General features: G+C 63.1%; 20 protein-coding genes. 11 read left to right on the top strand and 9 right to left on the bottom strand.

The genetic code is table 11. From position 1 onward, the window contains the following. The first annotated feature begins 155 nt into the window (after positions 1–155). The gene (amn, locus tag ACM6IP_RS13310; protein WP_162530213.1) at positions 156–1,655 is read left to right on the top strand and encodes an AMP nucleosidase; all 1,500 of its coding nucleotides are present in this window, start codon (positions 156–158) and stop codon (positions 1,653–1,655) included. Between the two features lie 131 nt (positions 1,656–1,786). Beyond that, a complete protein-coding gene (locus ACM6IP_RS13305) occupies positions 1,787–2,353 on the top strand; it encodes a pseudouridine synthase (protein ID WP_320334511.1) in 567 nt (188 codons plus the stop codon). Here the strand turns inward: ACM6IP_RS13305 and ACM6IP_RS13300 are convergent. The 4 genes from ACM6IP_RS13300 to ACM6IP_RS13285 form a co-directional block, all read right to left on the bottom strand. After that, entirely contained in the window at positions 2,348–2,557 is a 210-nt protein-coding gene (locus ACM6IP_RS13300; RefSeq protein ID WP_095166363.1) for a DUF2788 domain-containing protein, read from the bottom strand. The genes ACM6IP_RS13305 and ACM6IP_RS13300 overlap by 6 nt on opposite strands. Before the next feature lie 135 nt (positions 2,558–2,692). Continuing rightward, complete coding sequence (locus tag ACM6IP_RS13295; RefSeq protein WP_095166364.1) at positions 2,693–3,172, bottom strand: Lrp/AsnC family transcriptional regulator; 480 nt, start codon at positions 3,170–3,172, stop codon at positions 2,693–2,695. A 391-nt stretch (positions 3,173–3,563) separates the two neighbouring features. Then, positions 3,564–4,457 carry a cation diffusion facilitator family transporter gene (locus ACM6IP_RS13290; RefSeq protein WP_095166366.1) on the bottom strand — a complete coding sequence of 298 codons (894 nt, stop codon included), beginning with the start codon at positions 4,455–4,457 and terminating at the stop codon, positions 3,564–3,566. Positions 4,458–4,485: 28 nt separating this feature from the next. Further along, positions 4,486–4,905 carry a polyribonucleotide nucleotidyltransferase gene (locus tag ACM6IP_RS13285; RefSeq protein ID WP_095166375.1) on the bottom strand — a complete coding sequence of 140 codons (420 nt, stop codon included), beginning with the start codon at positions 4,903–4,905 and terminating at the stop codon, positions 4,486–4,488. Positions 4,906–5,014: 109 nt separating this feature from the next. On the opposite strand from ACM6IP_RS13285, the gene hrpB reads away from it, so the two are divergent. Next, complete coding sequence (gene hrpB, locus ACM6IP_RS13280) at positions 5,015–7,549, top strand: ATP-dependent helicase HrpB (RefSeq protein WP_414861642.1); 2,535 nt, start codon at positions 5,015–5,017, stop codon at positions 7,547–7,549. A gap of 250 nt (positions 7,550–7,799) precedes the next feature. Here hrpB and ACM6IP_RS13275 read toward each other — a convergent pair whose 3' ends face one another. After that, on the bottom strand, positions 7,800–8,879 hold the full coding sequence (locus ACM6IP_RS13275; protein WP_159998104.1) for an endonuclease/exonuclease/phosphatase family protein: 1,080 nt from the start codon (positions 8,877–8,879) through the stop codon (positions 7,800–7,802). 75 nt (positions 8,880–8,954) lie between these two features. Further along, positions 8,955–9,629 carry a YciC family protein gene (locus tag ACM6IP_RS13270; protein ID WP_414861641.1) on the bottom strand — a complete coding sequence of 225 codons (675 nt, stop codon included), beginning with the start codon at positions 9,627–9,629 and terminating at the stop codon, positions 8,955–8,957. Positions 9,630–9,807: 178 nt separating this feature from the next. On the opposite strand from ACM6IP_RS13270, the gene ACM6IP_RS13265 reads away from it, so the two are divergent. From ACM6IP_RS13265 to ACM6IP_RS13255, 3 genes are all read left to right on the top strand, one after another. Further along, on the top strand, positions 9,808–10,572 hold the full coding sequence (locus ACM6IP_RS13265; protein WP_414861640.1) for a DUF2076 domain-containing protein: 765 nt from the start codon (positions 9,808–9,810) through the stop codon (positions 10,570–10,572). 138 nt (positions 10,573–10,710) lie between these two features. Then, a complete protein-coding gene (locus ACM6IP_RS13260) occupies positions 10,711–11,190 on the top strand; it encodes an NYN domain-containing protein (protein WP_159998098.1) in 480 nt (159 codons plus the stop codon). A gap of 22 nt (positions 11,191–11,212) precedes the next feature. Further along, entirely contained in the window at positions 11,213–11,824 is a 612-nt protein-coding gene (locus tag ACM6IP_RS13255) for a PolC-type DNA polymerase III (RefSeq protein ID WP_159998096.1), read from the top strand. 23 nt (positions 11,825–11,847) lie between these two features. On the opposite strand, the gene ACM6IP_RS13250 is transcribed toward ACM6IP_RS13255, so the two are convergent. Then, positions 11,848–12,309, bottom strand: coding sequence for an Lrp/AsnC family transcriptional regulator (locus ACM6IP_RS13250; protein ID WP_095166389.1), 462 nt, complete (start codon positions 12,307–12,309; stop codon positions 11,848–11,850). 160 nt (positions 12,310–12,469) lie between these two features. Between ACM6IP_RS13250 and yedA the strand changes: the two genes are divergently transcribed. Beyond that, on the top strand, positions 12,470–13,360 hold the full coding sequence (gene yedA, locus ACM6IP_RS13245) for a drug/metabolite exporter YedA (protein ID WP_159998092.1): 891 nt from the start codon (positions 12,470–12,472) through the stop codon (positions 13,358–13,360). Between the two features lie 58 nt (positions 13,361–13,418). Then, on the top strand, positions 13,419–14,747 hold the full coding sequence (locus ACM6IP_RS13240; RefSeq protein ID WP_095166392.1) for a DEAD/DEAH box helicase: 1,329 nt from the start codon (positions 13,419–13,421) through the stop codon (positions 14,745–14,747). Between the two features lie 34 nt (positions 14,748–14,781). Here ACM6IP_RS13240 and ACM6IP_RS13235 read toward each other — a convergent pair whose 3' ends face one another. After that, complete coding sequence (locus ACM6IP_RS13235; RefSeq protein WP_414861639.1) at positions 14,782–16,029, bottom strand: TIGR03862 family flavoprotein; 1,248 nt, start codon at positions 16,027–16,029, stop codon at positions 14,782–14,784. A gap of 312 nt (positions 16,030–16,341) precedes the next feature. Further along, the gene (locus ACM6IP_RS13230) at positions 16,342–17,262 is read right to left on the bottom strand and encodes a histone deacetylase (protein WP_095166396.1); all 921 of its coding nucleotides are present in this window, start codon (positions 17,260–17,262) and stop codon (positions 16,342–16,344) included. Between the two features lie 81 nt (positions 17,263–17,343). Here ACM6IP_RS13230 and ACM6IP_RS13225 point away from each other — a divergent pair, with 81 nt between their 5' ends. The 3 genes from ACM6IP_RS13225 (at position 17,344) to ACM6IP_RS13215 (ending at position 19,479) form a co-directional block, all read left to right on the top strand. Continuing rightward, positions 17,344–17,913, top strand: a complete 570-nt coding sequence (locus tag ACM6IP_RS13225) for a GNAT family N-acetyltransferase (RefSeq protein WP_414861638.1) — start codon at positions 17,344–17,346, stop codon at positions 17,911–17,913. A 106-nt stretch (positions 17,914–18,019) separates the two neighbouring features. After that, complete coding sequence (tesB, locus tag ACM6IP_RS13220) at positions 18,020–18,889, top strand: acyl-CoA thioesterase II (protein WP_095166400.1); 870 nt, start codon at positions 18,020–18,022, stop codon at positions 18,887–18,889. Beyond that, complete coding sequence (locus ACM6IP_RS13215) at positions 18,886–19,479, top strand: HAD family hydrolase (RefSeq protein WP_095166402.1); 594 nt, start codon at positions 18,886–18,888, stop codon at positions 19,477–19,479. Before tesB ends, ACM6IP_RS13215 begins: the two co-directional genes overlap by 4 nt. Positions 19,480–19,490: the final 11 nt, after the last annotated feature.

Raw genomic sequence — 19,490 nt, 5'->3', positions numbered from 1 at the left:
GCGAGCTTGCTCGCGATTGCGATCAAACATTCAACATCAATGTTGCCTGACACACCGCAATCGCGGGCAAGCCCGCTCCCACAGGATTTCCAGTGTTCCGGAATTGAAGCGTAACCAACACGCCACTGTTCCCGTGACGCGGTGTTGCAGGCAAGATGAAGGCCTGCAAGCCAGAACACAGGAAGCTGATCGTGACCGAAGCCTTTATTGTCGTTCAAACCGCTGAACAAGCCGTGGACCGGCTCGCCGCGCTGCACGAGCGAGCCACTACGGCGTTGAACCAGGCGCTCAAGCGTTATCTGAAAGACCGCATCGAACCCGATGCCGAACAGCGTGCGATGTTTCGCTACCCGGAATTGCGCCTGACCTACCTGTGCCAGGGCGAAGTCCCACAGACCACCCGGGCTTACGCCAAGGTGCAGTTGCCGGGGACCTACAGCGTCACCGTCACCCATCCGGCGGCGTTTCGTAAGTACTTGCTGGAGCAACTGGTGCCCTTGATGCACGACTTCACCGTGACGGTGGAAGTGGGTGTCAGCCAGCAGAATATCCCGTACCCCTATGTGGTCGAGCAGGGCGATGAACTGGCCGGCTCCGGCGTGACCGCCGCGGTGCTGGCGCGGGTGTTCCCGAGCACCGACCTGTCGGCGGCCACCGATGGCATCGCCGACGGCCTGTATGATTGGGAAAATACCGATCCGCTGCCTCTGGCCCTGTTCGACGCCGCGCGGGTCGACTTCTCCCTGCGCCGCCTGGTGCACTACACCGGCAGCGACTGGCGGCATGTGCAGCCGTGGATCCTGCTGACCAACTACCATCGTTATGTCGACCAGTTCATCGTCCATGGCCTGGAGCAATTGCGCAGCGACCCACGCTTTGTGCGCATGGTGCTGCCGGGCAACGTGATCATCGAAAAGAGCATGGATCACGGCGAAGCCTCGGCCATTGCCGCAGGTGTGGTCTGGCACCGTTACCAGATGCCGGCCTACCACTTGCTGGCGTCCGACGGGCATGGCGTGACCTTGGTCAACATTGGTGTCGGCCCGTCCAACGCGAAGAACATCACCGACCACCTGGCTGTGCTGCGTCCGCACTGCTGGCTGATGATCGGGCACTGCGGTGGCCTGCGCCAATCGCAGACGATCGGCGACTACGTGCTGGCCCACGCCTACATGCGGCGCGATGGGATTCTCGACCGGGTGGTGCCGCCGAACATTCCGATCCCGGCGCTGGCCGAAGTGCAAATGGCGCTGCAACAGGCGGCTGCCAACGTCACGGGCGAGAAGGGCGATGACCTGAAAAAACGCCTGCGCACCGGTACCGTGCTGACCTACGACGACCGTAACTGGGAATTGCGTTGGGCCCAGGAACGACCGTTGATCAACCTGTCACGGGCGGTGGCGGTGGACATGGAAAGCGGCACCATCGCCGCCCAGGGTTATCGTCTGCGGGTGCCATATGGCACGTTGCTGTGTGTCTCGGACAAGCCGCTGCACAGTGAAATCAAGCTGCCGGGTTCGGCCAACGCTTTTTATGAGCGTGCGGTCAGCCAGCACTTGAAAATCGGCATCGCCGCGGTGGATTTGCTGCGCACCGAGCTCAACTCATTGCACTCGCGCAAACTGCGCAGCTTCGACGAGCCGCCGTTCCGCTGATTGTTATCGTGGTCATTTGACGGTCGGGGCACTAGCATGGGCAGCCCTGACCGTTAGATGTTGTGTTTGCCATGTCCCGTCCTCGTCCTCCTTCCCGTCGCCCAGGTGCTGCCCCCGCAGGCCCGCGCCGCGTGGCCAAAGCGCCGCCGGCTGAACCGAAACTGATTCTGTTCAACAAACCCTTCGATGTGCTGACGCAATTCAGTGATGGCGAAGGGCGGGCGACGCTCAAGGATTACCTCGAGATTCCCGGGATCTACCCGGCCGGCCGCCTGGACCGTGACAGCGAAGGGCTGCTGTTGCTGACCAACGATGGCCAGTTGCAGGCGCGGATTGCCGATCCCAAGCACAAGTTGGCCAAGACCTATTGGGTGCAGGTCGAAGGCGAGCCGTCGGCCGAGCAGTTGCAGCGCTTGCGTGACGGTGTCGAGCTCAATGACGGCATGACCTTGCCCGCTGAGGCGCGTCAGCTGGAAGAGCCCGAGTTGTGGCCACGCAACCCGCCGGTACGCTTTCGTAAAAGCGTGCCTACCAGTTGGCTGGAGTTGGTGATTCGGGAGGGGCGCAACCGCCAGGTGCGGCGCATGACCGCGGCAGTGGGCTTGCCGACCTTGCGCCTGGTGCGCGTGCGAATCGGCGACTGGACGCTCGAGGGGCTCGACCAGGGCCAGTGGAAGGAAGTGCCGGCGCGCTTATAAAGTGCCGGATTCGATCAGGCCAATTACCACGCTCTTGATGATGAATGCCGCCACACCCAGGCCCAGCACAAAGAACAGGATGAATGAGCCGAAACGTCCGGCCTTGGATTTCTTTGCCAGGTCCCAGACGATGAAACCCATGAAAATGATCAGGATGCTGACCAGGCCGGTCATCATCCACTCTTCCAACAGTGCAGGATCCATCGAACATCTCCAGCGTGCGCAGGGCAAAAAAGGCCGGGGGAGTATACGCCAAGGGCACGCGGCGGGGCATTGACCTGCGTCGGTGTGCCGCAGCCTTGCGCCCCGTAGGTGCAAGGCTTGCCCGCGATGGCGTACTTAGCCGCGCAAATGGGTCAACGGCAACTCGGTACTGTTCAATACCTGGTTGAGCACGAAGCTGGAGCGCACACTGGTCACCCCTTCAATCCGCGTCAGGTGTCCGAGCAGCAGTTTCTGATAATGGTCCATGTCCGGCACCACCACCTTGAGCTGGTAGTCGGCGTCCATCCCGGTCACCAGGCTGCACTCCAGTACCTGGGGCAGGGTACGAATGGCGGCCTCGAAATTTTCGAAGCGCTCGGGAGTGTGGCGGTCCATGCCGATCAATACGTAGGCCGTCAGGCTCAAGCCGAGCAGCTTGCGGTCGAGCAAGGCGACCTGGCGGCTGATGTAGCCATCGTCCTCCAACTGTTTGACCCGCCGCGAACAAGGCGAGGGCGAAAGGCCGATGCGCTCGGCCAGCTCCTGATTGGAGATGCGTGCGTCGCGCTGCAATTCCGCCAAAATGCTCAAGTCGTATCGGTCGAGTTTGCTCATGAAACAGGCCTTTGTCTTAACAATTGCGGTGGATTATCTATCAGGGGTGAAAAATTGCGCAAGTCATGTTTATTTGAGCAATATTCGCAATCCTCTGCCGTGGCCTCAGGCCTATTCTTATTACCAGAATCACTGCCCGGACAAACAGTCCACAGCGGCCCGCCGAATCAGGCCAGCCGCGGCCACCCCTCCCACAGGAGGCGAGTTGGCCCCCGGGCTACACACTGTCCAGAAGACGGAGTGAGGTGAGCCGGCGTCAAAAGCGTCGAGCACGGACTAAGTTCTCAAGGGGAGGCCGACGGGCCTCCCTTTTTTATGTGCGCGAAATAAGGCCAGGCCCGGGCAATTGCCTGGGCTCGCGGGACTATCAGGTTCAGTGGTAGCTGTGAGCTTAAAGCTTGCCGCTTGCGGCTGAGCCAATCGGGTCAGCGTGCACCAGCACTTCGGCTCGTGGGTAGGCGGCGTGAATGGCATCGGCCGCCTGGTCGCTGATGCCATGGGCGACGGATAAGGTCAGGTCCCCTGGCAGTTCCAGGTGCAGTTGCACAAACCAGTGGTTGCCCGAGACCCGGGTGCGCAAGTCGTGGGCGCCCAGGACGCCGGGCACGCCACAGGCCAGTTCGAGCATGTGCTGGCTGATCTCGGGCGGCAGTTCCTCGTCCATCAGCACGGTAAAGCTTTCCCGGGCGATCTGTATCGCACTCCACAGGATGTAGGCGGCAATGGCCAGGCCGAACCAGGCATCCAGTTGATGCCAGCCAAACCCAGCCAGCACCAGGGCAAGCAGGATGCTGCCATTGAGCAGCAGGTCGGAGCGGTAGTGCAGTGAATCGGCGCGCACCGCATTGGACCCGGTTTCGCGGATAACCCGGTGTTGCAACAGCAGCAATGCCGCCGTCAGGCCGAGGGAAAACACAATCACCCCGATACTGATCCATGGAGCACCGACCGGCTCTGGATGCTTGAGTCGGTCGAAAGCCTGGAAGGCGATCAGTAATGCACTGCCGCCGATGAACAGCGCCTGGGCCATACCCGCCAGGGACTCGGCCTTGCCATGCCCATAGCGGTGATCGTCGTCCGCCGGGCGCAGGGCGTAGTGCACCGCCAGCAGATTGAGCAGCGAGGTCACGCCGTCGAGTGCCGAGTCCGTCAAGCCGGCGAGCATGCTCACCGACCCGCTTAACCACCAGGCAATGGCCTTGGCGATAATCAGGATGCTGGCCACCGCCACCGAGGCGCGGGTGGCCAGGCGTAACAGGCGAGCGTGTTCCGGGCTGCTGGTCATAGGTGCATCGTTCCTTCGGTGCGCGTCATCAAGCGGCGGGTTGCAACCCTAACGATGCCAGTTGCTGGGCACTGCCCTTGTGCTGGATCAGGCGTGGATCGTCCAACGGGAAGCTGCGGCCCAACTCGGTTTGCAGGATGGTCTGCAGCTTGGCGTTGTCGACCTGGCCGTCGGCGCCGATCGCTTGTTGGAGTTTTTCTGGGGCCACTTGGGCGGTCTTGCCTGGCTCGAAATAAATCGCCCCGGTAGTGAAGTCCACGGCAAAGGCGATCAGCCCGGGGATCACATAAAACAGCAGGCCCACGGCATCGAGCACGGCAATTGCCGGGTCGATCTTGCCGTCGATCTGGCCACGGCGATCGGGGTAGAAAATCGACCCGCACGCGGTCAGTTGGGTCAGCAGGGTCGCTACCAGCACACCACCAATCAGACGAAACGGAACACGCATAAGAATTCTCCTCGGCAAACTTGAAACGAAACGTCGTCGCTATGAATTAGGACCGTGACGAACGCAAAGCAGTTCGCCGTTATACTCGCCGCTCTGTTTTGGAGCCAGCATGATTTCTTTGCCGATAGATGAAGTTTTACCCGCGCTGCGTGAAGCCCTGGCGACACGCCATGAAGCCGTGCTCGAAGCACCGCCCGGCGCCGGTAAGACCACCCGCGTGCCTTTGGCGCTGCTCAACGAGCCGTGGCTGGCCGGGCAAACCATCCTGATGCTGGAACCGCGCCGGCTGGCGGCGCGCGCAGCGGCCGAGCGCCTGGCCAGTGAGCTGGGGGAGAAAGTCGGGGAAACCGTCGGCTACCGGATCCGCCTGGACAGCAAGGTCGGTCCCAACACCCGTATCGAAGTGGTCACCGAAGGCATCCTCACCCGCCGCTTGCAGGAAGATCCGGCGCTGGAGGGGGTTGGCCTGCTGATTTTCGATGAGTACCACGAGCGCAGCCTGGATGCCGACCTGGCCCTGGCCCTGAGCCTCAATGGCCGGGAGCTGTTTCGCGACGAGCAGCCACTGAAGATTCTGCTGATGTCGGCCACTCTCGAAGGCGAGCGCCTGGCCAGCTTGCTGAATGATGCGCCGATCCTGCGCAGCGAAGGCCGCATGTACCCGGTGGCGATGCGCTGGGGCCGGCCGTTTCAGCCGGGCGAGTTCATCGAGCCACGGTTGGTGCAGACCGTGCTCGAAGCCTTGAATGATGAGGCCGGCAGCCTGTTGGTATTCCTGCCCGGACAAGCGGAAATCCGTCGGGTGCACCAGCAATTGGCCGATGCCCTGGGGGAGCGCTCCTCGGTGTTGTTGTGCCCTTTGCACGGCGAACTCGACCTGGCAGCGCAGCGGGCGGCCATCGATCCGGCGCCGGCGGGGCAACGCAAAGTGGTGCTAGCGACCAACATCGCCGAGACCAGCCTGACCATTGACGGCGTGCGGGTAGTAATCGATGCCGGGCTGGCGCGGGTGCCGCGTTTCGACCCTGGCAGCGGCATGACACGCCTCGATACCCAGCGGATCTCCCGCGCCAGCGCCACCCAACGTGCCGGTCGTGCCGGACGCCTGGAGCCGGGGGTGTGTTATCGGCTGTGGTCCCAGGACCAGCATGAACAATTGGCAGCCTATGCCAGTGCCGAAATACTCTCGGCGGACCTCGCCGGCCTGGCGTTGCAGTTGGGGCGTTGGGGTGTGACTCCGGGGCAACTGGTGTGGCTCGATGTGCCGCCGGCGGCGGCGTATGCCCAGGCCCAGGACCTGCTCGAACGCTTGGGGGCCCTGCAAGGCTCCTCGCCGCAAGATTGGCAACTGACCCGGCATGGTCAGGCTATGGCTGAACTGCCGGCCCACCCGCGGATTGCCCATTTGTTGCTGCGCGGCCAGGCGCTGGGCCTGGCGAACATGGCCTGCGATGTCGCGGCGTTGCTCGGCGAGCGGGATATTTTGCGCGGCGCCGGTGCCGACCTGCACAGTCGCCTGGTGCTGCTATCCGGTGAGGAACGGGCTGCCCGGGGCGCCCAGGGTGGTGTGCAGCGGGCTCGGCAACTGGCGCGGCAGTATCGCGGCTATCTGCGTGGCAAACCCGAGCAACCGGTGCCGGACCCGCAACATCCGCGCTGGCTTGGCGCGTTGCTGGCCCTGGCCTACCCGGACCGCGTGGCCCAGCAGCGCCGTGCGGGCGGGGCGGAATATCGCTTGGCCAACGGACGCGCGGCGTTGTTTGCCGAGGCGGACAGCCTGATGAAACAGGGCTGGCTGGTCATCGCCGATTTGGGCAGTCGCCAGGGGCAACGGGAAGAACGGATCTACCTGGCGGCGGATTTTGACCCGGCGCTGTTCGACTCGGTATTGGCCGAGCAGGTGCGTTGCGTCGATCAACTGGATTGGGATGAGCGTGAAGGCGTGCTGCGCGCTGAGCGCCAGCGCAAGGTCGGCGAGCTGGTATTGAGTCGTGAGCCGTTGACCGGCCTGGATGAAGCGGCGCGCAGTCAGGCGCTGGTCAACCTGGTGCGGCGCAAGGGCCTGGAGCTGTTGCCCTGGACCCCGGAGCTGCGGCAATGGCAGGCCCGTGTGGCGCTCTTGCGCCAGCTCGACCTCGATCAGCAGGGCGACAGCAGTTGGCCGGATGTCAGCGACGGCGCGCTGCTCAAGAGCCTGGAACACTGGCTGATGCCTTATCTGGGGCGGGTTTCGCGGCTCAGCCACTTTGCCAACCTGGACCTGTCGAGCATTGTGCATAACTTGCTGCCCTGGCCGTTGCCCCAACGCCTGGATGAGCTGGCGCCCCATCACCTGAGCGTGCCTTCGGGGTCGTCGATCCGCCTGGACTACAGCGAGCAGCCACCGATTCTCGCGGTGCGCCTGCAGGAATTGTTTGGCCTGGCCGAGACCCCGCGCATTGCCGGTGGCCGGCAGGTGGTCAAGCTGCACCTGCTGTCACCGGCCCGCCGCCCGGTGCAGGTGACCCAGGACCTGGCAAATTTCTGGCGCAGTACCTACGCCGAAGTGAAGAAGGACCTGAAGGGCCGATACCCCAAGCACTACTGGCCCGATGACCCTCTGGTGGCAGAAGCCACGGCGCGGGCCAAACCGCGCAAGTCCTGAAGGATTGGTGGGTGTATACAAAATCTGCGAGCACCTAAAACCATGGTGGGAGCGGGCTTGCCCGCGATGGGGCCGGTCCATTCAACATCAAGGTTGCCTGACACACCGCCATCGCGAGCAAGCTCGCTCCCACAGGTTTTGGTGGTGTATGCAAAATCTGCGAGCACCCAAAACCATGGTGGGAGCGGGCTTGCCCGCGATGGGGCCGGAACATTCAACACCGATGGGGCCTGGCACAAATGCCCCGGGGTTACGGTGTTGCCGGTAGCAGAAACCGCGCAATCACCGGCAAGTGATCGGAAATGCGCAGCGTATCGTCCTGCCGGACCTCGGCTTGCACTCGCTTGAGCCTGGGGCTGTAGAACAGGTAGTCGACCGTGCGGTCCGGGCCGTTGAGGCCTGGGTCGTTGGGATAGTGGGTCAGCCAGCGGGCGCGGTCGATGCCGCTGGCTTCGTTATTGGTCGGGATCATCGGGTACTTGTCCCACAGCGTGTGCAGGGCACTGTCGGCGGTGTAGGGCGTGCGCTGTTCGGGGGGCAGGCGCTGGAACTGGCCCAGGGGCAGCAGGTTGAAATCACCACCGATCAGCCACGGGGTGCCGCGCGCCTCGAATTTGTCCAACACCTTGGCGACAGCCGCGACCTTGTTCTGCAGGCTGTCATCCGGCTGGCGCACCCAGTCCAGGTGAGTATTGAGCAGCGCCAGTTGGCCGCCGTCTCTGAGGGGCAGGTAGCTCACCAGCAAGGCGTTTTTCGGTTGGAACTGGCGACTGATGAAGTTCTGCGGCGGCTCGGGCAGTTGCTGGCGTTCGGCGTGTTCGATCTGGTAGCGGCTCAAGGTCGCCAATTGCCGGCCGACACTGCCGAAAATATGCAGGTCCGGCACGAAGTCAGCCTTCCAGTCGAACGCCCAGGTACTGCAGGGATAAAGGTCCGCCAGGCGTTCGCGGAGCAGTTTGAGCTGGTCCTGATAGTCGCTGGCCTTGGCCCCGTCATCCAGCTCCTGTAACAGCACTACATCCGGCTGCTCATCGCGGATTACCCGCGCCACTTCATCGAGGCTGAAGGCCATGTCTTCCGGGGTCGGGGATTCGTCGCTGCCCTGGGCCAAGTCGTTCCAGAACACATAACGCTTGCCTGCCAGGTACTGCACGTTCCAGGTCATGACCTTCAGCGCCTGGCCAGGCACCAGCGAGGGCGCCGGGGCGCTGCATTGCACCGTCAGGGGTTCCTTGGCCTCGGGGCGCCAGGTCAGGCTGTAGGTCGAGGCCAGCAACAGGCCTGCCAGGATCAGCAGGCCTAACAGGGTGTAGCGCAGTAGGCGGGTCATGGGCTCGGCTTATGGCGTTACAAAGTTGGTCCCGAGCATAACCGAGAGCAGGGCCCGAGCCCAAGGGTGCTGCGGTCAGGCATTGCCCTGGGTTTTGTCAGGCGCTTCGCTGATCAGCATGAACAGGCGAAACAGCACCACGCTGGTGAACAGTTGCAGGAAGCTATGGCCACTTTCGATAAGGACCGACAGCACCGGGTTCTGTGGCGACGGATAGAGCGAGACGCTCACCCCCTTGAGCAGCCACAGTGGCCCCATCACACAGAGAATGCACACCAGGATGCGCAGGAAATTGCCTCGGGCCAGGCGCATGCTTTCGCGGATCGCGGCCAACGGCGCCAGGTTGCGCAGTACCAGCAGGTATTCGGCGAACGCCAGCATCACCATCAGCCAGATGCCCGGCAGGAAGTACAGCGACAGCCCCACCAGAATCATCAGGGTGTTGACGGCCGTCAGCAAGGCGAAGCGTGGCCACAGGCTGGCCGAGGCTGCCCACAGGTCGCGGGTGCGTGGAGATTCGCCACGGCTGCGGGCATCGAGAAACAGAATCAGCGCGGCGGTGTACAACGGGTAGACCAGCAGCCCGACAATCACGCTGTAGCCGGGAAACGCCGCGGGTCCCTGGGTGTGGTCGACCAGTTGTTGCAGCAGGGCCTCGATCACCACCAGCGGCAGGCACAACGAGACGATGCCGCCCAGGTTGCGCTTGAAGAAATACAAGGAGTCGCGGAGTACGTCTAACGGATTCATCGGTCGCTTTCGCAGGTTGCAAAGTATGGCGACACTGTAACCGATGGGAGCCTTACCTGAACAAAGGTAAACGTTAGGTAAAGCGCATTGAAACAGCTGGCGTCGGCCCCATTACTGCCGGGCACCTGATCCACACGGGATGAGGGCAAAGATTTTTCCGGCAATCTATGAGGTCGCCATGAACAGCGAAGAGCAAACCCTGATCGATGACCTGTTTGCACGGCTGCAACAGGCGCAAACCCAGGCCGAACCGCGCGACGCCCTGGCGCAAGCGCGAATCAACCAGCACCTGGGCCGCCAGCCCGATGCCGGTTATTTCATGACCCAGGCGATCCTGGTGCAAGAGGCGGCGCTCAAGCGCCTCGACGAGCAAAACCAAGCGCTCGCGCAACAGGTTGAGCAATTGCGCAACCAGGTGTTGCAGGCCCAGGCGCAGACCCCGGCAGCGGCGCCGAGCGGCAGTGGCGGGTTCCTGTCCAGCCTGTTTGGTGGGCCGCGTGACCCACAGCCTGGTGCATCCCGCGTAGCGCCGACATCCAGCGGCAATGGTTGGCGTGAGCCCGGACGCTCGGCGCCCAATGCCCAGTCCGGCGCGCAAAATTTCACGGCTGCGGCGCAGAACCCAGGCGCTGCGGCGCAACAGGCGCCGGCGGCTGGCGGCAGCTTCCTCGGTGGCGCCCTGAAGACCGCTGCCGGGGTAGCGGGCGGGGTGATGCTGGCGCAGGGCATCAGCAGCCTGTTCCACAGTAACCAGGCGCCCCAGGAAGTCGTCGAGGTGATCAAGCCAGAGCCCGCGCCAGTCAATGACACCGGCACCGGCTGGAGTGACGAACCGCGCATGGCCGGTAACGACAGCTACGGCAACGACCAAGGCGGGTTTGCCGACGCCGGCTACAGCGATGACGGCTCGTCGTTGTTCGGCGACGACGATAGCTTCGTCTGATCCGCCATTCGTCCGGGGCGTTGCGCCGTCCCGGACTGATGATTCGCCCAACCTTCCTTGCGACTGGCATACTGGGCGACTTTTCGGGCCCGGGGTCCGAACAATCGCCTGCGCCTGTGCGCGCCAAGAGGATGTGCGGTGAAGAAGATCGCAGTGTTCGCCGATGTCCAGAACCTCTATTACACCGTGCGCCAGGCCTACGGCTGTCATTTCAACTATGCCGCCTTGTGGGCTGACATCAGCCAGCACGGGCAGATCGTCGAGGCCTATGCCTACGCCATCGATCGCGGTGACAGCAAGCAGCAGCAGTTCCAGCAGATCCTGCGTAACCTCGGTTTCATCGTGAAGCTCAAGCCCTACATCCAGCGTAGCGACGGCTCGGCCAAGGGCGACTGGGACGTGGGTATTACCCTGGATATCATGGACGCCGCCGACCACGTCGACGAAGTGGTGCTGGCCTCCGGTGACGGCGATTTCGACATGCTGCTCGAGCGCATCATCAACAAGCACGGGGTGGCCGCCGTTGCCTATGGCGTGCCGGGTCTCACCGCCAATTCGCTAATTCGCGCGGCCACACGCTACGTGCCGATCGAAGGCGCGTTGTTGCTCAAAAACTGATTGTTGAACGCAAGGAACAGGTTTGGAACGCATAGCCGTCATCGACTTTGAAACCACCGGAATCTCCCCCAGCAGCAGTTGCCGGGCCACGGAAATCGCCGTGGTGATTCTAGAACAGGGGCGCATCGTCGAGCGTTACCAGAGCCTGATGAATGCCGGCGTGCGCGTGCCAGCATTTATCGAACAACTGACCGGCATCAGCAACGCCATGCTGCGCACCGCACCCAGTGCGCAGCAGGTGATGAACGAGGTCAACGAGTTTGTCGGGACCACGCCACTGCTGGCGCACAACGCAGCATTCGACCAGAAGTTCTGGGACTTCGAGCTGGGGCAGATCAAGCGCACGCGCTTGCAGCACTTTGCCTGCTCGCTGTTGCTGGCCCGCCGCCTGATGCCGGCGGCGCCCAACCACAAGTTGGGTACCCTCACCCGTTTCGCCGGGTTGCCCCACACCGGCCAGGCTCACCGGGCCATGGCCGACGCCGAGATGGCGGCCAACCTAACTGCGCACCTGGCGCAGGAGTTGCGGCACACGCACGGCTTGCGCGAGCTGTCCCATGACCTGCTGCGCAGCTTGCAGAAAGTTCCGGCGGCGAAGATCAACGAGCATCTCAAGCGCCATCGCGGGTTCTGACCTTCCGGGCCACCCCCTAGACCTCATGCGCCGTTTTTCGCGTTGCCTTCCAGTTGCCCCAGGGGGACGCGTTTTTCGAAGGCGCTGGAGAGCACGATCGAGGTCTTGCTGGAGCCGAACCGGGCGACACGATTGATCAAGTCCTCCAACTCGATCATCGAGGCCACCGCGCCACGCATGATCACGCAGGAGTCGCCGGTGACGCGATGGCACTCGGTGAGCTGGGGGATCCTGATCATTTCGTCATAGGCTTTCTGGTTGCCGTGCTGGGTCAGGCGCAGTTCGATCAGGCACTGGATCGGCAGGCCGACCTTGGCCAGGTCGACGGTGGCCTGGTAACCGGTGATCACACCGCTGGACTCCAGCTTGGCGACCCGCTCGGCGACGGCGGGCGCCGACAGGTTCACCTTGCGCGCCAATTCGGCGTAGGACGCTCGCCCATTTTCCATGAGGGCACTGAGCAGCATTCGGTCGTATTTATCCATAAACAGGCTCCCTGAACCGCTGACTTTCGAAAGTACGGCTTATAGCTGTTATCTCCGTGTTTTGAAAAGTGTACGGGCCTTATAAACAGGTTTTGTAACTTAAGTTCCGTCCGTCGGCTTTCTAGAATAACGCTCCATTTGTCCTGCCTCAGAGCGTCCCATGCCTGGTCTTCGCCGTTTCCCGTTACCGCTGATTGGAGCCTTTTTTGCGCTGTATGTGATCTGGGGGTCGACCTACCTGGTGATCCGCATCGGCGTCGAGTACTGGCCACCGCTGATGCTGGGGGGCGTGCGCTTTATCATTGCCGGGACCCTGCTGTATGCCTTTCTGCGCTGGCGCGGGGTGCCGGCGCCCACGTGGCAGCAGTGGAAGGCGGCCGCAGCGATCGGGGTGCTGTTGCTCAGTTGTGGTAACGGCGCGGTGACGGTTGCCGAGCATGCGGGCGTGGCCTCGGGCGTGGCGGCATTGGCGGTGGCCACGGTGCCGCTGTTCACCTTGCTCTGCGGCTATTTCTGGGGCGCGCGCAATACCCGCCTGGAGTGGGCGGGGATTGTGCTGGGCCTGATCGGGATCGCCATGCTCAACCTCGGCTCCAACCTGCAGTCCAGCCCCTTGGGTGCGGCGTTGCTGATCTTTGCCGCCGCGGCCTGGGCCTTTGGTTCGGTGTGGAGCAAGCATTTGCCGTTGCCCCAAGGAGCGATGGCCAGTGCCGCCGAGATGCTGGTGGGTGGCGTGGTGCTGATGATCGCCAGCGCACTGTCCGGCGAACGCCTGCATAGCCTGCCGCCGATCGAAGGCTGGGCAGCGCTGATGTACCTGGTGCTGCTCGGTTCGATCGTCGCGTTCAACGCCTACATGTACCTGCTCAAGCACGTGCGCCCGGCAGCGGCCACCAGTTATGCCTACGTCAACCCGGCCGTGGCGGTGTTGCTGGGGATTGTTTTTGCCGGTGAAACCATTGGCATGGAAGAAGCCCTGGCGATGACGGTGATCATCAGTGCCGTGGTGTTGATCGGCTTGCCGCAGTGGCGTAAGCAGAAACCGCAGTGATTTAAGGTAAACTGCCGCGCATTGCCCACGTGCGCTGATTTTTTCCTACGGTATCCCAATGACTTTCGCCACTCTTGGCCTGATCGAACCCTTGCTGCGCGCCCTTGAGACGCTCGGTTACCAGACCCCGACGCCGGTTCAGGCGCAAGCCATTCCGGCGGTGCTGGCCGGTCGCGACCTGATGGCCGCGGCCCAGACCGGCACCGGCAAGACCGCCGGCTTTGCCGTGCCGCTGTTGCAGTTGCTGGCCATGGAGGGGCCGAAAGTCACCAGTAACTCGGTGCGTGCGCTGATCCTGGTGCCAACTCGCGAGCTGGCCGAACAGGTGCATGAAAGCGTGCGCCAGTACGCCGAGCATCTGCCGTTGAGCACCTACGCGGTGTACGGCGGCGTCAGCATCAACCCGCAGATGATGAAGCTGCGCAAAGGCGTCGACCTGCTGGTGGCGACTCCCGGTCGCCTGCTCGACCTATTCCGCCAGAACGCGCTGAAATTCAATCAGCTGCAGACCCTGGTGCTCGACGAAGCCGACCGCATGCTCGACCTGGGCTTCTCCGAAGAACTGTCGAATATCTACCGGGTGCTGCCGAAAAAGCGCCAGACCTTGCTGTTCTCCGCGACCTTCTCGGATCAGATCCGCCTGCTGGCCGGGCAAATGCTCAATGATCCGCTGAGCATCGAAGTCAGCCCGCGCAACGTTGCTGCCAACACGGTCAAGCAATGGCTCTACACCGTCGACAAGAAGCGCAAGCCAGAGCTGTTCGTGCATTTGCTGCGCAAGCAAAAGTGGAAGCAGGTGCTGGTGTTCGCCAAGACCCGTAACGGCGTGGACGCGCTGGTGGAGAAACTCCAGGGCCTGGGCGTCAATGCCGACGGTATTCATGGCGACAAACCCCAGGCGACCCGCCAACGGGCGCTGGACCGTTTCAAGGCCAGCGAAATCCAGATCCTGGTGGCTACTGACGTCGCGGCCCGTGGCCTGGACATCGAAGACCTGCCGCTGGTGGTGAACTTTGATTTGCCGATCGTGGCCGAGGACTACATCCACCGGATCGGCCGTACCGGTCGTGCCGGGGCCACCGGCGAGGCGATTTCGCTGGTGTGTGCCGATGAAGTGAACCTGTTGTCGGCGATCGAGACGCTGACCCGTCAGGCCCTGACTCGCCATATGGAGCAGGACTTCGAGCCGGAGCACCGGGTGCCGGACACCGACGCCAGCGGCCAGGTGATCAAGAAGCCGAAAAAGCCGAAGAAGCCCAAGGCTTCCGGTGGTGGCAAACGTAACCTGGGTAAATGGGTGGATAGCGGTGAGACCGTGGCCGATGTGCCGGTCAAGCCGGTGCGCAAAGTGCCGGTATTCAACACCGGGCCGCGCAAGAAGAAGTGAGGCGGCTATAAGCCGCAAGCTTGAAGCTTGCGGCTTATAGCGTGTAGCTGCTCTTCAGCCACTGCACCATCCCCAACCCGGCCGCACGCCCACTGGCGAAACAGGCGGTCAGCAGATAGCCGCCAGTCGGCGCTTCCCAATCGAGCATTTCGCCTGCGCAGAACACGCCGGGCAATGCCTTGAGCATCAGTTGTTCATCCATCGCTTCGAACGTCACGCCGCCGGCGCTGCTGATGGCTTCGTCCAAGGGCCTGGTCTTGACCAGTGTCAGTGGCAGCGCCTTGATGGCGTGGGCCAGCGCCAACGGATCGGCGAATGACTCGCTCGGTGTCAGCTCGCGCAGCAGCGCGGCCTTGACGCCATCCAGGCCCAACTGGCTGTGTAGATGTTTGGCCATGGAGCGGGAGCCGCGCGGCTTGCTCAGCACTGCGTGGATTTTATCCACAGGGCGCCCGGGCAGTAGATCCAGGTGCACAGTGGCCGAACCCTGCTGCTCAATGGCATCGCGGATCGGCGCGGACAAGGCATAGATCAGGCTGCCCTCAACCCCGGTAGCGGTGATCACGCATTCCCCCAGGCGCGGGACATCGTCATTCACGCCGATGGCGATGTTTTTCAGCGGCGCGCCGGCAAATTTGCTGAGCATCAATTCACTCCAGGCGGTCACCTCGAACCCGCAGTTGCTCGGTCTCAAAGGCGCCAGGGCGACTCCGCGTTGTTCCAGGGGCAGCATCCAGGCGCCATCGGAGCCCAGTCGCGCCCAACTGCCGCCACCGAGTGCCAGTAACAGGGCGTCGGGATTGATCTTCTGTTCGCCGTCCGGATTGGCAATGCGCAGGCTGCCGTCCGGATTCCAGCCTAGCCAGCGATGGCGGGTGTGGATAACTACTCCGCCATCGCGCAGGCGCTTGAGCCAGGCACGCAGCAGCGGGGCGGCTTTCATGTCGGTGGGAAAGACCCGGCCGGAACTGCCGACGAACGTTTCTATCCCCAGGCCGTGAATCCAATCACACAGCGCGGGGGCATCGAAGCCGCGCAACAGCGGGGCGATGTGCGGGGCGCGTGCGGCGTAGCGTGCAAGGAACGCCGGGTAGGCTTCGGAGTGGGTGATGTTCATGCCGCCGACACCGGCCAGCAGGAACTTGCGGCCCACCGACGGCATGGCGTCGTAGAGGTCGACCCTGGCCCCGGCCTGGCTCAGCACCTCGGCGGCCATCAAGCCGGCAGGGCCGCCACCGATGATGGCGACGTGCTGGGGAGGGTGGGCGACGGGTTGGCTCATGGCATGCACTGCGATTCGGCTCGAAAGGCCGCGTATTCTAGCAGCACCACAAGCCCCCCGTAGCAGCTGTCGAGCCCCGCGAGGCTGCGTTCGAGGACGCAGTCCTCGCCGGGTGCGTTGAGTCTGGCGGCTGCTGCGCAGCCGAACGCAGCCTCGCGGGCTCGGCAGCTGCGACAGGGGCTCGGCGGTTCTAGGGCGTTGGTTGAAAAATGATCAGTGGCTTGTAGGCCATAGTGGGCAGGGCTTGCAGGTCCTTTCACTCAGGTTATCCACAGGCCGTTCCACAGGCATTGTGGGTAAAGCATCCACAACTCAATGACAGCCTGATGACTGCCAGACCCGTTGCGCACTGTGATGGAGGATGCCGTGACGCCGAGCCAGGGCCTCACGGTCTTTGCTGTAGCCGCCGCCAATCACGCCCATCACCGCGATGTCGCGGCCCAGGCAGTGGCGCAATACGGCCTCATCGCGGGCGGCGACCCCGGCATCGGTCAGCTTCAGATACCCCAGGGCGTCGTCCTTGTGCACATCGACCCCGGCGTCGTACAGCACCAGGTCCGGCTGGTAGAGCGGCAGCAGGTAGTTGAGCGCGTCATCGACCACCTTGAGGTACTCGGCATCGCCCATGCCCATGGGCAGCGGAATGTCCCAGTCGCTGTCGGCCTTGCGTGCGGGAAAATTCTTTTCGCAATGCAGGGAAACCGTCACCGCGTCCGGGGTATGTTGCAGAATCCGCGCCGTGCCGTCGCCCTGATGCACGTCACAGTCGAAGATCAACACCCGTGAAACCCGTCCGCTTGCCAGCAGGTAATGGCTGATTACCGCCAGGTCGTTGAAGATGCAGAAGCCGGCGGGGTGATCGTAGTGGGCGTGGTGGGTACCGCCCGCCAGGTGGCAGGCCATGCCATGTGCCAGCGCCTGTTCGGCGGCCAGCAGGGAGCCGCCGACCGCCCGCACGGTGCGCCGGGCCAGGGCTTCGTTCCAGGGCAGGCCGAGGCGCCGTTGGTCTTCGCGGGACAACTCGCCGCTCATGTAGCGTTCGATATAGCCGGGGTCGTGGGCCAGGGCCAGTACGTCTGCCGGGCAAATCTGTGGACGCAGCAGGTGCTGGTCCTCGGTCAGGCCACTGTCCACCAAGTGATCGCGCAGCAGTCGGAACTTGTCCATGGGGAAACGATGTTCCGCTGGAAACTCGGGGCTGTAGTCTTCGTGGTAAATCAGCGGCAGGGGCATGGTCGGTTCGTGGCGTGGAGTGACGAAGTGAAGGATCCTACCAGCGATCTAGACATGTATGCAGGGAAACGGAGGGGAGCGATGGAGCCGATACTGGAACTTGAGAGCGCGCGGCTGCTGATGCGCCAGTGGCGTGATGAGGACTTGCCGGAATTTGCCGCGATGTGCGCCGACCCGCAAGTCATGCGCTACTTCCCGGCACCCTTGAGTCGCCTGGAAAGCGCTGCATTGATCGGGCGAATCCGTGGACATTTTGCTGAGCACGGTTTTGGTCCGTGGGCGCTGCAGCGCAAGGACAATGGTGCATTCATTGGATTTACCGGCTTGGGGGTGGTCGGGTTTGACGCCCCGTTCACCCCAGCCACCGAAATCGCTTGGCGCCTGGCCCGCGAACACTGGGGTCTTGGGTATGCCAGCGAAGCGGCCTGGACCGCTCTGCGCTGCGGCTTTGACCGCTTGCTGCTGGATCAGGTGGTGGCCTTTACCACCGAGGCCAACCTGCCGTCTCAGAAAGTCATGCAGGCCATTGGCATGCACCCTGACCCGGCAGGCGATTTCCAGCACCCCAAGCAGCAAGCCGGTCATCCGCTGCGCAGCCACGTGTTGTACCGCATCACCCGTGAGCAATGGTTGGAAACCTTGCATGGATAAGCTGGCCGGGATGTTTACAATGTGCGCAATGTTGGCCCGGGCCAAAACCTGAATCGACCGCCGCAGCCAAGACTGCGCGGCATTGCTCTGTGTGAGGAGAGTCTGAATGAGCCAAGTGCTGGAAGATCTGGTCGACTTGCTGACCCTGGAACCGATCGAAGAAAACCTGTTTCGCGGCCGTAGCCAGGACTTGGGTTTTCGTCAGTTGTTCGGCGGCCAGGTGCTGGGCCAGTCCCTGTCGGCGGCCAGCCAGACCGTTGAAGAAGCGCGTCACGTGCATTCGCTGCACGGTTATTTCCTGCGTCCGGGCGACGCCGGTTTGCCGGTGGTCTACCAGGTGGACCGGGTCCGCGACGGCGGTAGCTTCAGCACCCGCCGGGTGACCGCGATCCAGAAGGGCCAGCCGATCTTCACCTGCAGCGCGTCGTTCCAGTACGACGAAGAGGGCTTCGACCATCAGAGCGCGATGCCCCAGGTGGTCGGTCCGGAAAACCTGCCCTCGGAGCTGGAACTGACCCAGCAACGCGCGCACCTGATTCCCGAACACATGCGCGAAAAACTGCTGTGCGCCAAGCCGATCGAGTTCCGTCCGGTAACCGACAGTGATCCCTACAATCCGCAGCCGGCCGACCCGGTCAAGTACGTCTGGTTTCGCGCCGACGGTGCGCTGGCCGACTCGCCGGCGCTGCACAAGTATCTGCTGGCCTACGCCTCCGACTTCGGCCTGCTGGTCACTTCATTGCTGCCCCACGGCAAATCGGTCTGGCAAAAAGACATGCAGGTTGCCAGCCTCGACCACGCATTGTGGTTCCACGCCGACGTGCGTGCCGATGATTGGCTGCTGTACGCCATGGACAGCCCGTGGGCCGGCAACTCCCGGGGCTTTACTCGCGGCAGCGTGTTCAACCGCGCCGGCAAACTGGTGGCCTCGGTGACCCAGGAAGGCCTGATTCGCCACCGTAAGGATTGGGCATGAGCCTGGCGCAGGTACGCCACTGGGTGTTCGACATGGACGGCACCCTGACGGTGGCCGTGCATGATTTTGCGGCGATTCGCCAGGCCTTGGCGATTCCCCCCGAGCACGACATCCTGACCCATCTCGCGGCGTTGCCCGCCGCCGAAGCCGCGGCCAAGCATGCCTGGCTGCTGGAACACGAACGGGACCTGGCGCTGGGTTCGCAGCCGGCCCCTGGCGCCGTCGAGCTGGTGCGTGAGTTGGCCGGGCGTGGTTATCGCCTGGGCATCCTCACCCGCAATGCGCGGGAACTGGCCCATATCACGCTCCAGGCGATTGGCTTGGCGGACTGCTTTGCGGTCGAGGATGTCCTGGGCCGCGACGATGCGCCGCCCAAGCCCGATCCCGGTGGATTGCTGAAACTGGCCCAGGCCTGGGATGTTGCACCTGGCAATATGGTGATGGTCGGTGACTACCGGTTTGACCTCGATTGCGGTCGTGCGGCGGGCACGCGCACGGTGCTGGTGAATCTACCGGACAATCCATGGCCGGAATTGACCGACTGGCACGCCGTCGACTGCGTGGCGTTGCGTAACTTGCTTGCAGCCTGATCCTCTGCGGG

Origin of the sequence: Pseudomonas sp. IT-P176 (genome assembly GCF_949767245.1) — a bacterium.
GTDB lineage: Bacteria > Pseudomonadota > Gammaproteobacteria > Pseudomonadales > Pseudomonadaceae > Aquipseudomonas.
This window is presented reverse-complemented; position numbering and strand designations above follow the sequence as displayed.

Bases quoted from the DNA above. Each gene is read 5' to 3' on its own strand.
- yedA (WP_159998092.1), top strand. From the start codon at position 12,470: ATGCCTGGTCTTCGCCGTTTCCCGTTACCGCTGATTGGAGCCTTTTTT.
- ACM6IP_RS13290 (WP_095166366.1), bottom strand. From the start codon at position 4,457: ATGACCAGCAGCCCGGAACACGCTCGCCTGTTACGCCTGGCCACCCGC.
- ACM6IP_RS13285 (WP_095166375.1), bottom strand. From the start codon at position 4,905: ATGCGTGTTCCGTTTCGTCTGATTGGTGGTGTGCTGGTAGCGACCCTG.
- ACM6IP_RS13275 (WP_159998104.1), bottom strand. From the start codon at position 8,879: ATGACCCGCCTACTGCGCTACACCCTGTTAGGCCTGCTGATCCTGGCA.
- ACM6IP_RS13225 (WP_414861638.1), top strand. From the start codon at position 17,344: ATGGAGCCGATACTGGAACTTGAGAGCGCGCGGCTGCTGATGCGCCAG.
- ACM6IP_RS13265 (WP_414861640.1), top strand. From the start codon at position 9,808: ATGAACAGCGAAGAGCAAACCCTGATCGATGACCTGTTTGCACGGCTG.
- ACM6IP_RS13240 (WP_095166392.1), top strand. From the start codon at position 13,419: ATGACTTTCGCCACTCTTGGCCTGATCGAACCCTTGCTGCGCGCCCTT.
- ACM6IP_RS13295 (WP_095166364.1), bottom strand. From the start codon at position 3,172: ATGAGCAAACTCGACCGATACGACTTGAGCATTTTGGCGGAATTGCAG.
- ACM6IP_RS13270 (WP_414861641.1), bottom strand. From the start codon at position 9,629: ATGAATCCGTTAGACGTACTCCGCGACTCCTTGTATTTCTTCAAGCGC.
- hrpB (WP_414861642.1), top strand. From the start codon at position 5,015: ATGATTTCTTTGCCGATAGATGAAGTTTTACCCGCGCTGCGTGAAGCC.
- ACM6IP_RS13235 (WP_414861639.1), bottom strand. From the start codon at position 16,029: ATGAGCCAACCCGTCGCCCACCCTCCCCAGCACGTCGCCATCATCGGT.
- amn (WP_162530213.1), top strand. From the start codon at position 156: ATGAAGGCCTGCAAGCCAGAACACAGGAAGCTGATCGTGACCGAAGCC.
- ACM6IP_RS13300 (WP_095166363.1), bottom strand. From the start codon at position 2,557: ATGGATCCTGCACTGTTGGAAGAGTGGATGATGACCGGCCTGGTCAGC.
- ACM6IP_RS13250 (WP_095166389.1), bottom strand. From the start codon at position 12,309: ATGGATAAATACGACCGAATGCTGCTCAGTGCCCTCATGGAAAATGGG.
- ACM6IP_RS13230 (WP_095166396.1), bottom strand. From the start codon at position 17,262: ATGCCCCTGCCGCTGATTTACCACGAAGACTACAGCCCCGAGTTTCCA.
- ACM6IP_RS13215 (WP_095166402.1), top strand. From the start codon at position 18,886: ATGAGCCTGGCGCAGGTACGCCACTGGGTGTTCGACATGGACGGCACC.
- tesB (WP_095166400.1), top strand. From the start codon at position 18,020: ATGAGCCAAGTGCTGGAAGATCTGGTCGACTTGCTGACCCTGGAACCG.